Origin of the sequence: Mycobacterium sp. 852002-51971_SCH5477799-a (assembly GCF_001667145.1) — a bacterium.
Taxonomy (GTDB): Bacteria; Actinomycetota; Actinomycetes; order Mycobacteriales; family Mycobacteriaceae; genus Mycobacterium.
Window position 1 is genome coordinate 174,938 of sequence record NZ_LZIF01000118.1, and the last position, 13,352, is coordinate 188,289.

General features: G+C 67.7%; 12 protein-coding genes. 5 read left to right on the forward strand and 7 right to left on the reverse strand.

All coding sequences use genetic code 11. The features are described from left to right. Positions 1-68 precede the first annotated feature (68 nt). The 3 genes from A5753_RS21530 (at position 69) to A5753_RS21540 (ending at position 1,303) form a co-directional block, all read left to right on the forward strand. The gene (locus A5753_RS21530) at positions 69-554 is read left to right on the forward strand and encodes a polyketide cyclase (protein ID WP_067133104.1); all 486 of its coding nucleotides are present in this window, start codon (positions 69-71) and stop codon (positions 552-554) included. Positions 555-683: 129 nt separating this feature from the next. Then, a complete protein-coding gene (locus A5753_RS21535) occupies positions 684-911 on the forward strand; it encodes a deoxyribodipyrimidine photolyase (RefSeq protein ID WP_067133107.1) in 228 nt (75 codons plus the stop codon). Positions 912-1,003: 92 nt separating this feature from the next. After that, positions 1,004-1,303, forward strand: a complete 300-nt coding sequence (locus A5753_RS21540) for a hypothetical protein (RefSeq protein ID WP_067133111.1) — start codon at positions 1,004-1,006, stop codon at positions 1,301-1,303. A 13-nt stretch (positions 1,304-1,316) separates the two neighbouring features. Here the strand turns inward: A5753_RS21540 and hisS are convergent, their stop codons facing one another. Together hisS and A5753_RS21550 are read right to left on the reverse strand one after the other, a co-directional pair. Further along, positions 1,317-2,588 carry a histidine--tRNA ligase gene (hisS, locus tag A5753_RS21545; RefSeq protein WP_067133114.1) on the reverse strand — a complete coding sequence of 424 codons (1,272 nt, stop codon included), beginning with the start codon at positions 2,586-2,588 and terminating at the stop codon, positions 1,317-1,319. A 3-nt stretch (positions 2,589-2,591) separates the two neighbouring features. Continuing rightward, positions 2,592-3,260, reverse strand: coding sequence for an MBL fold metallo-hydrolase (locus A5753_RS21550; protein WP_067133117.1), 669 nt, complete (start codon positions 3,258-3,260; stop codon positions 2,592-2,594). A gap of 118 nt (positions 3,261-3,378) precedes the next feature. Here A5753_RS21550 and A5753_RS21555 point away from each other — a divergent pair, with 118 nt between their 5' ends. After that, positions 3,379-4,269: a peptidylprolyl isomerase gene (locus A5753_RS21555; RefSeq protein ID WP_067133120.1), complete on the forward strand. Its 891-nt coding sequence runs from the start codon at positions 3,379-3,381 to the stop codon at positions 4,267-4,269. Between the two features lie 76 nt (positions 4,270-4,345). Then, positions 4,346-6,121: a protein kinase gene (locus A5753_RS21560; protein ID WP_067133123.1), complete on the forward strand. Its 1,776-nt coding sequence runs from the start codon at positions 4,346-4,348 to the stop codon at positions 6,119-6,121. Positions 6,122-6,124: 3 nt separating this feature from the next. Here the strand turns inward: A5753_RS21560 and A5753_RS21565 are convergent, their stop codons facing one another. From A5753_RS21565 to secD, 5 genes are all read right to left on the reverse strand, one after another. Next, positions 6,125-8,503, reverse strand: a complete 2,379-nt coding sequence (locus tag A5753_RS21565) for a bifunctional (p)ppGpp synthetase/guanosine-3',5'-bis(diphosphate) 3'-pyrophosphohydrolase (RefSeq protein WP_067133185.1) — start codon at positions 8,501-8,503, stop codon at positions 6,125-6,127. A 43-nt stretch (positions 8,504-8,546) separates the two neighbouring features. Next, entirely contained in the window at positions 8,547-9,086 is a 540-nt protein-coding gene (locus A5753_RS21570) for an adenine phosphoribosyltransferase (protein ID WP_067133126.1), read from the reverse strand. A 7-nt stretch (positions 9,087-9,093) separates the two neighbouring features. Beyond that, positions 9,094-10,788 (reverse strand): ABC transporter substrate-binding protein, encoded by a 1,695-nt coding sequence (locus tag A5753_RS21575; RefSeq protein ID WP_067133129.1) that lies wholly within the window; start codon positions 10,786-10,788, stop codon positions 9,094-9,096. 4 nt (positions 10,789-10,792) lie between these two features. Next, on the reverse strand, positions 10,793-12,070 hold the full coding sequence (secF, locus tag A5753_RS21580; protein ID WP_067133132.1) for a protein translocase subunit SecF: 1,278 nt from the start codon (positions 12,068-12,070) through the stop codon (positions 10,793-10,795). Positions 12,071-12,073: 3 nt separating this feature from the next. Next, the coding region (gene secD / locus A5753_RS21585; protein WP_067133135.1) for a protein translocase subunit SecD at positions 12,074-13,352 on the reverse strand (1,279 nt) is incomplete at its 5' end.

Genomic DNA, 13,352 nt, shown 5'->3' on the forward strand with positions numbered 1-13,352 from the left:
CGGCGAACGCAGGCCGGAATCGAGGCTAAGCTGCGGGTCGTATCGCCCCTACCCGGCTGCGAGGACACATGACCGACCGCATCGAGACTTCCCGCACCATCGCCGCCCCGGCGCCGGCCATCTTCGCCGTGCTGTGTGACCCGCAGGGCCACGTCGCAATCGATTCGTCCGGGATGCTGCAGGCGGCCGACGGCGATCCGGTACGCGGCGTGGGTGACCAGTTCGTCGTTCACATGGACCGCGAGTCATTAAACGATTTCCCGGAATTGGGCAAATACGATGTCACCGTCGACATCAAGGAGTTCGAGCAGGATCGCCTGATCGCGTGGACGGTTCTGGGCCAGATCAAGCCGCCGCTCGGCCACGTCTACGGCTATGCGCTCGCGCCGTCCGAAGACCAGTCGGCCACCGTGGTCACGTCGTTCTACGACTGGTCGAACATCGACCCGCAATGGCGGGAAGCCGGAATCTTCCCGATCCTGTCCGAGGGCGCCCTGCGGGCCACTCTGGGAATTCTGGACCGTACCGTGCGCCGTGGTTATCCGGCCGGATAATTTCGAAAACAGCGACCGCCATAGGCGGTGTATTTCACCGGGTTTCGGGCGAGCGCGTCTATTCGGAATGCAGTTTCACGCCGCATTCGTTCGGGTATTATCTCGGAGCCCCTCACGAAAGGACCTGTCATGTTGCACTCGGTGATTTTGGCGAGTTCGGACCCCGTCGCGGCAGGCTTTATCCTCCGCGGCATCAAGGGGATTTTCGTCGCTATCGGCAGCATTATCGCGGCAATAGTCTGCGGCGTGATCGCAATGATGAAGGGCCGCAACCCGCTGGGATGGGGAATTCTCGGGCTGTTTTTCTCGATCCTCACATTGATCGTCGTCATCATCATTCCCAGCAAGAAAAGCTAGAAGGCGCTTCCGGGACGGTGACTCAGGCGCCCCCCGGGCGTCGCCGAGAATTTCGAGCTTGTCAAACAATGCGGACGCGGGATAATGCCCGCATGCGTTTCATGTGTGTCGCGGCGGCGGCCGCCGTGCCCATCGCCATGCTGATCGGGACGTCGTCAGCTCACGCCGACACTGGCGTCGATGGTTACGTTCAATGCCTGGGCGGCGACGCGAAGCCACCGCCGCCGGGGGTAAGGGCGGAAAATTGGTTTCCCAGCCTCCATGTGATCGATACCGACATCGGGTCTGGCATTCCCTCCGCCGAGGTAGTCCGGAGATTGGTGGACATGGGAGTCAGCCCGAACGACGCCGAAACCCGAGTGCGGTGCTATCTGGCCAATCTGCCGCATTAGCGCGAGGGGCAGGCTAGCGAGCCAGCCGCGAAAGCACTTCGGCGACAACCGAATCCAGCGCAACGGGGACCTGCTCCCCCGTTGTCAGATCCTTCACACCGACGGTGCCGGACGCGATGTCGCGGTCGCCCAGGACCAGCGCGAGCCGGGCACCGGATCGGTCGGCCGCGCGCATCGCACCTTTGAGACCGCGGTCGCCGTACGCCATGTCGACGCGCACACCGCCGGCGCGCAGCTGCGCGGCCAGCACCGCCAGCCGCAACTTTGCCTGCCCGCTCAACGGCACACCGAACACCTCGCAGCGCGCCGTCTCCCCCACGCTCTTGCCCTCGGCGCGCAGCGCCAGCAGCGTCCGGTCCACACCGAGCCCAAAACCGATGCCGGACAAGTCTTGTCCGCCGAGCTGGCGCATCAGACCGTCGTAGCGGCCGCCGCCGCCGATGCCGGACTGCGCGCCCAGGCCGTCGTGCACGAATTCGAACGTGGTCTTGGTGTAGTAGTCCAGCCCGCGCACCATACGCGGGTTGAGGACGTAGGGCACCGCCATCGCATCCAGGTGGGCCAGCACGGTATCGAAGTGCTGCTTGGCCGCATCGGACAGGTGATCGAGCAGGACGGGAGCCTCGGCCGTCATGGCGCGCACCTCGGGTCGCTTGTCGTCGAGCACCCGCAGCGGATTGAGCTGCGCGCGCCGTCGCGTTTCGTCGTCCAGGTCGAGCGCAAAAAGGAAGTCCTGCAATAGTTCCCGATATTGCGGACGGCAGCTGTCATCACCCAGCGAGGTGATTTCCAGGCGGAAGCCATCCAGCCCGAGCGAGCGAAAGCCGGCGTCGGCGACCGCGATCACCTCCGCGTCCAACGCGGGGTCGTCGACGCCGATCGCCTCCACACCGACCTGCTGCAGCTGGCGATAGCGGCCGGCCTGCGGACGCTCGTAGCGGAAAAACGGCCCCGCGTAACAGAGTTTGACCGGTAACGCCCCGCGATCCAGGCCGTGTTCGATCACCGCGCGCACCACACCGGCGGTGCCCTCGGGCCGCAGCGTCACCGAACGATCGCCACGGTCGGCGAAGGTGTACATCTCCTTGGACACCACGTCGGTGGATTCCCCGACGCCGCGGGCGAACAGGGCGGTGTCTTCGAAGATCGGCAGCTCGATATCGCCGTAGCCGGCCCGGCGGGCGGCCCCGAGCAGGCCGTCGCGCACCGCGACGAACTGCGCCGAGTCCGGCGGGACGTAGTCCGGCACGCCTTTGGGCGCCGAAAAGGAAGAAAATTCCGTCACGGGCTACAGGCCTTCGAGGAACGGGTTGAGGCGCCGCTCGGCGCCGATCGTGGTGGCGTTGCCGTGCCCCGGGAGCACCACGGTCGCGTCGTCGAGGACCAGGAGTTTGTCGACGATCGAGGTCAGCAGGTCGCGCCCGCTGCCGCCGAACAGGTCCGTGCGGCCGATGGAGCGCTCGAACAGGGTGTCGCCGGTGAACACGACGTCCGTTCCCTCCTTGCTCGCCTCGAGGACCCGGAACAGCACCGACCCCCGGGTGTGCCCGGGGCTGTGATCGACGTTGACGGTCACGCTGCCCAGGTCCAGCTTGTCGCCGTCGCGGTCCAGCTCGACGACCTGCTTGGGCTCCCGCCAGAAAGCGCCCGCGACCATCTGCGCCAGGCGAGGGCCCAGGCCGTAGATCGGGTCCGTGAGCATGAACCGGTCCTCGGGATGGATGTAGGTCGGGCAACCGTAGGTGTCGGACACCTTCTGCGCCGACCACATGTGGTCGATGTGCCCGTGGGTCAGCAACACCGCGGCCGGCGTCAGCCGGTTTTTGTCCAGGATGTTTCGCAAGGGGCCCATCGCCCGCTGCCCCGGATCCACGATGACGGCGTCCGTTCCTGGCCGCTGGGCCAGCACGTAGCAGTTGCACTGCAACATGCCGGCGGGAAACCCGGTGATCAACACGGTCCCCAGTTTCCCACGGGCCCCACTTGACACGAGTCGCGGCGCCCACATTAGCCTGAGCTGGCAGCTCACCGGTTCAGCGAGGTTCCGACTCACCAACCATGGAGGCATAGCGGCCGTGCCGACCAACGAACAGCGACGTGCCAACGCCAAACGCAAGCTCGAACGGCAGCTGGAGCGGCGCGCGAAGCAAGCCAAGACGCGCCGAATCGTGCTGATCGCGGCCGGCTCGATCGTGGCCGTGGCCGTGATCGCGGCGGTGGTGATCACGATCGTCAACACCAAACATGACCACAAGAGCACCACGGCGTCGACGACCACCAGCAGCAGCTCCCCGGAGACGACGACCCCCGCCGGATCGCCGCCGTCCGCCGCGCCGCTGCCGCCGTTCAAGCCGTCGGCTGACGTGGGCGCCAACTGTGAGTACCCAGCGTCGTCCGAGCCGGCGGCCAAGCAGGTCAAGCCGCCGCGAACCGGCAAGGTCCCGACCGACCCGGCCCAGGTGAGCGCCAGCATGGTGACCAACCAGGGCCACATCGGTCTGATGCTGGCGAACAACGAATCCCCTTGCACGGTCAATAGTTTCGCGAGCCTTATCGGCCAGAAATACTTCGACAACACCAAGTGCCACCGGCTGACCACCTCGCCGGGCCTGGGCGTCCTGCAGTGCGGCGACCCGAAGGGCGAGGGCACCGGCGGGCCGGGCTATCAATTCGCCAACGAGTACCCGACCGATCAGTATCCGCCGAACGACCCCAAGGCGCAGGAGCCGGTGCTCTATCCGCGCGGCACGCTGGCCATGGCCAACGCCGGCCCCGGAACCAACGGCAGCCAATTCTTCATGGTGTACAAGGACTCCCAGCTGCCACCGCAATACACCGTGTTCGGCACCATCCAGCCCGATGGGCTGGCCACCCTGGACAAGATCGCCAAGGCCGGCGTCGCAGGTGGCGGTGAGGACGGGGCACCTGCCACCGAGGTGACCATCACCTCGGTGCTGCTCGACTGAATCCACAGCGGCGCAACGCAGACCGGGATTCGCCAGAATCACGCGGCGGCCACGACCGACGGCTTATTGTCGTTGCGTGGCGGGAGAGTCATTCGGACAATATCAATTGCTGGAAGTCTTGGGGCGCGGTGGCATGGGACAGGTCTACCGCGCTTTCGATTCCACCACCGATCGGGTCGTCGCGCTGAAGGTGCTGCCCGCAAACCTGGCCGAGGACCACGAGTTTCAGCAGCGGTTCCGGCGCGAGGCACGCATTGCTGCAAGTCTGAACGATCCGCATGTGGTGCCCATCCACAGCTACGGCGAAATCGACGGCCGGCTCTACGTCGACATGCGGCTCATCGAGGGCCGCGATCTGGTCGACTACATCAGCGAGAACGGCGGGAGGCTCAGCCCCGAGCGCGCAGTCGCGGTAGTCGAACAGGTTGCCGCGGCCCTGGATAGCGCGCATGCAGCGGGATTGATCCACCGCGACATCAAGCCGAAGAACATCTTGGTCACCACGGCACGGGATTTCGTCTACCTGATCGACTTCGGCATCGCCCGCAGCGCCGCCGACACGGCCCTGACGCAAACCGGACACACGATGGGCACCGTGGCCTATATGGCGCCCGAACGTTTCAGGGGCACAACGGATCACCGCGCCGACGTCTACTCGCTGGCGTGCGTCCTGCAGGAGTGCCTGACCGGAAAGCGTCCCTACCCGGGTGAAAGCCTCGAAGAACAGCTCAACGCGCACTTGACCATTCCGCCGCCCCGCCCGTCGGCCAGGGTACCCGGACTGCCGCCGGGACTGGACGCGGTCGTCGCGCGCGGCATGGCCAAGGACCTCGAACACCGCTACCAGTCGGTGATGGAGCTCGCCGAGGCCGCCCGCGCCGCACTGGCCAGTCCGGCAGCCGGGCCGATCGGGTCCACCTCGCGGACACCGCCACCCACCGGTGCGTCGCCGCCGGAACTCGCGGCTCCGCCGTCGGTCAGCAAATCCGATGCGCGGCTACGGCGTGGCCGCCCAACACATTCGCGGCGTTTGCTGATCGGCATCGTCGGTGCATCGGCGCTGGCGCTGACCGCGGTGGCGGCGCTGGTCGTCGCGCTGGTGGCCCAGAGTCACGGTTCCGCCGACAGCGCGGGCGCCTCCACCCAGACCGGGGTCCCGGCTCCTGGCCGGACCGGATCCAGCCCCGGCACGACCGGCCCGGCGGCAGCGACGGTGCCGCCCCTGCCCGCGTTCGCGCCGCCGCCCGATCTGGGCGCCAACTGCCAGTACCGATCGGTGCCGGACCCGGTCACTCGACCGGTGAACCCGCCGCCGCCGGGCAGGGTGCCCACCACTCCCCCGCGGATCGGTGCCATCATCTCCACCAACGTCGGCGACATCGCCATCCAGCTGGCGAATTCCGAATCCCCGTGCGCGGTGAACAGTTTCGTCAGCCTGGTCAAGCAGCGGTTCTTCGATGGCACCCAATGCGCCCGATTGATCAGCTCCCAAGACGGCGGATCGCTGTTGTGTGGCGGCCCGGAGGTGGACGGATCGGGCGGTCCCGGTTACGAATTCGCCGACGAGTACCCCGCCGACCAATACAAGCCCGACGATCCCGCGCTGCGCGCGACGGTGGTGTACCCGCGCGGCACCATCGTCATGGCCACCGAGGGGCCCAACACCAACGGCAGCCAATTCGCCTTGATCTTCAAGGATTCCGAGATGGAACCGCAGAGCACGGTGCTGGGGACGATCGACCCGGCCGGGCTCGAGACCCTGGACAAGATCGCGCGGGCCGGGATCGCCGGCAATCGTCAGAGCGGTGCGCCCACCAATCCGGTGAAGATCACCTCGGTGCGACTGAGCTAGGGCTCAGGCCGCGGACGTGACGCGGTAGACGTCGTAGACGCCTTCGACGTTGCGCACGACGTTGAGCAGATGGCCCAGATGCTTGGGGTCGCCCATCTCAAAGGTGAAGCGGCTGATGGCAACCCGGTCACCGGAGGTGGTGACCGACGCGGACAGGATGTTGACCTTCTCGTCGGCCAGCACACGGGTGACGTCCGACAACAACCGGTGCCGGTCGAGCGCCTCGACCTGGATGGCCACCAGAAACACCGACGACGGCGACGGCGCCCAATGCACCTCGATGATGCGCTCGGCCTGCTGCTGCAGCGAGGCCGCGTTGGTGCAGTCGGTGCGGTGCACACTCACTCCGCCGCCCCGGGTGACGAATCCCATGATCTGGTCGCCGGGCACCGGGGTGCAGCACTTCGCCAGCTTGGTCAGCACGCCCGGCGCGCCGGGAACCGAGACGCCGACGTCGTCGCTGCTGCGCGGGCGGCGCAACATGGTGGTCGGCGTGGACCGTTCGGCGAGATCCTCTTCGGCCTGGTCGATACCGCCGAGTTCGGCCAGCAGTCGCTGCACGACGTGCCGGGCCGACACGTGGCCCTCACCGATCGCGGTGTAGAGCGCCGAGACGTCGGTGTAGTGCAGCTCCCGGGCCACTGCGGCCAGAGTTTCGCCATTGACCAACCGCTGCAACGGAAGTCCGCCGCGGCGCACCTCGCGGGCCATGGCATCCTTGCCGGATTCGAGCGCCTCCTCGCGGCGCTCCTTGGCGAACCACTGCCGGATCTTGGCCTTGGCGCGTGGCGAGACCACGAACTGCTGCCAGTCTCGCGACGGCCCCGCATTGGCCGCCTTGGAGGTGAAAACCTCGACCACTTCCCCGTTTTCCAGCTTGCGTTCCAGCGCCACCAGCCGCCCGTTGACGCGGGCGCCGATGCAGCGATGGCCGACCTCGGTGTGCACCGCGTAGGCGAAGTCCACCGGCGTGGAACCGTTCGGCAGGGTGATGACATCGCCCTTGGGGGTGAACACGAAGAGCTCTTGTACCGCAAGGTCATAGCGCAAGGATTCGAGGAACTCGCCCGGGTCCGCGGCCTCCCGCTGCCAGTCGAGCAGCTGGCGCATCCAGGCCATGTCGTCGATCTCGGCCGCGGCGTGCGGATGCGGGACGCCGTTGCGTCCCTTGGCTTCCTTGTAGCGCCAGTGCGCGGCGATGCCGTATTCGGCGGTGCGGTGCATGTCGCGAGTGCGGATCTGCACCTCCAGCGGCTTACCTTCCGGACCCACGACGGTGGTGTGCAGCGACTGATAGACGCCGTACCGCGGCTGGGCGATGTAATCCTTGAACCGCCCCGCCATCGGCTGCCACAGCGAATGCACCACGCCGACAGCCGCATAGCAGTCCCGGATCTCGTCGCACAGGATGCGGATGCCGACCAGGTCGTGGATGTCGTCGAAGTCGCGGCCCTTGACGATCATCTTCTGGTAGATCGACCAGTAGTGCTTGGGCCGGCCCTCCACCGTCGCCTTGATCTTGGACGCGCCAAGGGTATTGACGATCTCGGCGCGGACCTTGGCCAGGTACGTGTCCCGCGACGGCGCGCGCCCGGCAACCAGCCGGACGATCTCCTCGTACTTCTTGGGATGCAGAATCGCGAACGACAGGTCTTCCAGTTCCCACTTGACGCTGGCCATACCCAGCCGATGCGCAAGGGGCGCAATGACTTCCAGCGTCTCGCGGGCTTTGCGCGCCTGCTTTTCCGGCGGCAGGAACCGCATGGTGCGCATGTTGTGCAACCGGTCGGCGACCTTGATCACCAGCACGCGCGGATCGCGCGCCATCGCGGTGATCATCTTGCGGATGGTCTCGCCCTCGGCGGCGCTGCCCAGCACCACCCGGTCCAGTTTGGTGACGCCATCGACGAGATGACCCACCTCTTCACCGAACTCCTCGCTCAAGGCGTCCAGGGTGTACCCGGTGTCCTCGACGGTGTCGTGCAACAGCGCTGCCACCAAAGTGGTGGTGTCCATGCCCAATTCGGCCAGGATGGTGGCCACGGCCAGCGGATGGGTGATGTAGGGATCGCCGGAGTGGCGCAACTGGCTGGCGTGGCGCTCGTCGGCGACCTCGAAGGCGCGCTGCAGCAGCGTCACGTTCGCCTTCGGGTAGATCTCCCGGTGCACGGCCACCAGCGGTTCGAGCACCGGGTTGAGCGTGCTGCGCTGCGCGGTCATCCGGCGGGCCAGCCTGGCCCGGACCCGCCGCGACGCGCTGCTGGACGTTTTCAGGGATTCGGCTGGAGGCTCCGGAGCCTCCATCGGCTGGGTGACGGCCGGCGACTCCGAGGTTTCAGTGGGCGCGTCGAGCGCTTGCGCCGCGCTGTTTTCCTCCGCCACGTTGGTCACCTCCGAAATCGAGGATATCTCCAATGCCTAAGCGCTACTCGCAAGTCAGGCTGTGCACCGCCAACGGCGCGACTACTTCCCGTCCGCGCAACCCGCTCAGTTCGAACACCACCGCGGCCGCCGTCACGTTGGCCCCTGCGCGCTCGACCAGCCTGGCTGCCGCGGCCAGGGTCCCACCGCTGGCCAGCACGTCATCGATGATCGCGATGTTGCGCCCGCGCAGGTCAAGGCCGTCCGCGGGGATTTCCAGCGTCGCACTGCCGTATTCCAGGTCGTAGCGCTCGGCGTGGACGGGCGGGGGCAGTTTTCCGGCCTTGCGAATGGCCAGGACGCCGGTCTGCAGCCGCTCGGCGACGGCTGCGGCCAGCAGGAACCCGCGGGCTTCGATGCCGGCCACCAGATCCGCGCCGGACGCGATCTCGGCCAATGCGCCGGTGATCGCCGTCATCGCCGTCGCGTCCGCGAACACCGGGGTGAGGTCCTTGAACTGGACCCCCGGCTTGGGAAAGTCGGCCACCTTGCGCGTCAGCGACTCGATCAACTCGGCCACCGGCGCCGGGCCGGACTGAGTCATCGGAGCCTCACTGGATGAGGGCCCATCGGTCCATGTTCCAGCCCGCGCCCCACCGCGTCGGGTTCTTGCTCACCGCGTACATCTTCTTGGAGCTCAGCAGCGTGCGCTGCTGCCGGTAGAGCGGCAAGGTGGGCATGTCGCCCCACAGTACCGGGGCGGTTTCGGCCAGCAGCCGGGCTCGTTCGGAGCCGTCGGCCGACACGGCCAACGCGCTGATCGCGTTGTCGACCTGGGGATTGGTGTACCCGGACAGGTTGTTGCCGTTGCCCGTGTGCAGGGCGTAGGCATCGAACGCCGACGACCCCGACGACCCGCTGCCGGTGGCCCCCCCGGTGCTGGCCAGCAACGCGTCGATCCTGCCGTCCCGCAGCGCCTGGGGGCCCGAGCCGTCCAGGATGACGGCGGAGACGGTGACGCCGGCCGCGCCGCACGCCTTGGTGATGACGCCGACGTTGACCGCCAGCCGCGCGTTGGGTCCCTGGTACCCGATCCGGACCGTCAGCGGCGCACCGCCCAGCGCCTTGCGCGCGGCGACCGGATCGGACTTGCTGAACGGGCCGGCCTCGGCCGCCCCGTCGCCGGCCGACACCGCATCATCGGTGGCCGGGTCCAGGCGCGAGTTGGCGATCGGTGTCCCCGCGTCCTTGGCCAGCGAATCGCGCGGCGTGCACAGCGCGACCGCGCGCCGGGCATTGGGCGCCGCCAGCGGACCCCGCGGCGCGAAGATCAGCTGCTCGATGCCGTTCGACGGCCCATCGGAGCGCTCGTAGTTGTCCGGCGTGGTCAGCGCCCCCGAGGAGCCCGAGGCGACGTCGACCACGTCGACGCTGCGGTTGTTGACCCGGTCCTGAATGTCGGGTCCCTGCGACCACACGGTCACCCGCTTGGTGATGGCCTTGGGCCCCCACCACCGGTCGTTGGCGACGAGGACCACGGCGCCGCGGTCCAGGACGGATTCGATCTTGTACGGCCCCGACGACGGGAAGCGCTTGAGGTCGACGCCGGGCTTGAGGTCCCAGATGGTGTTCCACAGCCTCGCGATCTGGGCCACCAGGGGCCCGTTGTTGCTGAGCAGGGCCGCGGTCACGTCGACGTTGAGCTGGTCGGCGATGACGTGCGACGGCATCAGCGAGGTCGCGGTGAACAGCTGGTTGTAGTCGACGACGCCGCGGTCCGGGATGAAGGACACCCGCGCCTTCTTCTGCCCGGGCATGCATTCGACGTTGGCGATGTCGAGGTAGCCGGCCTGGGTGGCGGCTTGGAAGTCGGGGAACCTGCCGGACTGAGCCGCCCAGGCGAGCACGATGTCGTCGCAGGTCACCGGCTTGCCGTCGGAGTAGACGGCATTGTCGGCGATTTGGTAGTCCAGCACCAGCGGCGTGCCGCCGACCACCGAAACGGTGCCGAAGTCGCGGTCGGCGACGATTTGCCCGTCGGGCCCGTGATAGCTGAAACCGGTGAGCGCGCGGGCGAACGCCTGCGCTCCGGCCGACGCGGCGCCGGCGACGGTGTTGGTGTTGTAGGTGGACAGCGGGCCGTCGACCACATAGTCGACCTGGGACGCGGCGCTACCCGCGCAGGCGGTCAGCGTGAAGCCCGCCGCCAGCACCACCGCCAATCCGGCGCCGATCCACCCCGCTACCCCCCGACGGCCGACGAGCCCGCCACGATCGGCCCCAGTTTCGGGGTGCCTGGTGGCCATGGGCCTACCGCCGGCCTACGTTCCGCTTGCCGGTCGGACGCCGGGTCCCGGTCGGCCGCACCGGACGGGCACCCGGCGCCGGCTTGCTCGGTGCGGGCTTGGGCGGCTCGGCGGCGGCCGCCGTTTCTTCCGCTTCTTCGGCGGTCTCGGTGTCGCCGTCGGCGGTTTCGGCCGCCGCGCCCGAGCCGGGGCTGCGGCGCCGCATGACGCGTCGGGTGTGGGTGCGCACCAGCTCGGTGCGCTCGCGCAGGGTGACCAGCAGCGGCGTGGCGAAGAAGATCGACGAGTAGGTGCCGACCAGGATGCCGACCAGCTGCACCAGCGCCAGATCCTTCAGCGTGCCGACGCCCAGCAGCCACACCGCCACGACCATCAGCGCCAGCACCGGCAGGACGCTGATCAGGCTGGTGTTGATGGAGCGCATGAACGTCTGGTTGATCGCCAGGTTGGCCTGCTCGGCGAAGGTGCGCCGGGCGGTGTGCTGGAAGCCGTGGGTGTTCTCCTCGACCTTGTCGAACACGATGACGGTGTCGTACAGGGAGAAACCCAGAATGGTCAGCAGGCCGATGACGGTGGCCGGCGTGACCTCGAAACCGACCAGCGAGTACACCCCGGCGGTGACGCTCAGGTCGAAGACCATCGTGGTCAGCGCGGAGATGGCCATGTACCGCTCGTAGCGGACCATGATGTAGACGCCGACCAGCACCAGGAAGACCGCGAGCGCGATCAGCGCCTTATCGGTGATCTGGTCGCCCCAGGTTTCGGAGACGGCGGCGTCGCTGATGGCCTGCTTGCTGGGCTTGCCGTCGGCGCCTTTGGGGTGGAAGGCGTCGAACAGGGCGTTGCGCAGTTTGGTCGTCTGGTCGTTGGTCAGCGTTGCCGAACGGATCTGCACGGTCGCGCCCGCGCCGTTGCCGACGACGACCACCGATTCAGGGTCGTTGCCGATGGCCTTGTGGAACACCTCGGAGACCTGCGAGGTCTGCACGGTGCCGGCGGCCCCTGCGGCGGGCATCGACACCGTCGTGCCGCCGTTGAAGTCGATGCCGAAGGTGAAGCCCCGCAACAGGATGCTCAGGACGGCGATTGCGACGATGGCACCGCTGATGCCGAACCACAACCTGCGCCGTCCGACCACCTCGAACGCGCCGGTGCCGGTGTAGAGCCGCGACAGGAAGCCGTGCTGCGGCAGGCCCGCGGCGCTGCTGCCGGTCAACTCGGTCGCGCCCTCGGAGGCTTCGGTGATCTCGGTTGCGTCTTTGGAGGCTTTGGAGGAAGTCATGCGCTAACCCCGTCCCGTCTTCACCTGCGCCGAAACCCGCCGTTCGCGGGCGACCCGCTGAACGGCACCCAGGCCGTTGTAGGCCGGCTTTGCCAGCGTCGGGGACTTGGACGCCAGGTACACCAGCGGCCAGGTCACCAGGAACACCACCACGATGTCGAGGACCGTGGTGAGGCCCAACGTGAAGGCGAATCCCCGCACCTGGCCGATGGCCAGGGCGTAGAGCACCGCGGCGGCCAGGAAGGTGACGGCGTTACCCGACACGATCGTCTTGCGGGCACGCACCCACCCTCGTGGCACAGCCGATCGGAACGAACGGCCCTCGCGGATCTCGTCTTTGATGCGCTCGAAGAAGACGACGAACGAGTCGGCGGTGGTGCCTATACCGATGATCAGACCCGCGATGCCCGCCAGATCCAGGGTGTAGTTGATCTGCCGGCCCAGGATCACCAGGATCGCGAAAATCATTGCCCCGGAAGCGGCTAGCGACAGGGCGGTGAGCAATCCCAGCACCCGGTAGTAGAGCAACGAATACAGCAACACCAGGATCAAGCCGATCGTTCCCGCGACGAGGCCCGCTCGCAGCGAGGTCAATCCCAGTGTCGCCGAGACGGTTTGGGCCTCCGAAGCCTCGAAGGACAGCGGCAGCGAGCCATATTTGAGGACGTTGGCCAGCTGCTTGGCGGTCGCGGCGGTGAACGGCGGATCGCCACCGCTGATCTGGGTCCGGCCGCCGGGAATGGCTTCCTGGATCATCGGCGCGCTGACCACCTGCGAGTCCAGGGTGAACGCGGTCTGGGTGCCGATGTGGGCGGCGGTGAAGTCGGCCCAAGTGCTGGCCGCGGCGGACTTGAACTGGAGGTCGACGACGTAGCCGATCCCGCGTTGGTTCTGGCTCGCGCTGGCGTCCTGGATCTGGTCACCGCTGATGATCGACGGGCCCAGCAGGTAGGCGACCTTGTGGTCGGTCGAGCAGGTGACCAACGGCTGGGCGGGATCGTCGTTGCCGGCCAGGATGTCTTCTTTGTCGCAGCGCGTCGCCTGGAACTGCAGCGCGAGGAACTGAATGCCCTGACGCGTGCTCTGGCGCCACTTCTTCTCGTCGGCGATGCGGTCGGCGAGCTCCTTGCGCGGATCAGGCGGCGCGGGCGCTTCGGCGGGCGTAGCCCCTTCTGCCGGCGCGCCGGGTGCGGGAGCGGGCGCTGGTGCGGGCGCGCCGGACGCGGGAGCCGGCGCGTTCGAGCCGGGCGCCGGGGGTGCTGGGCTGGGCGGCGGGGGGTCC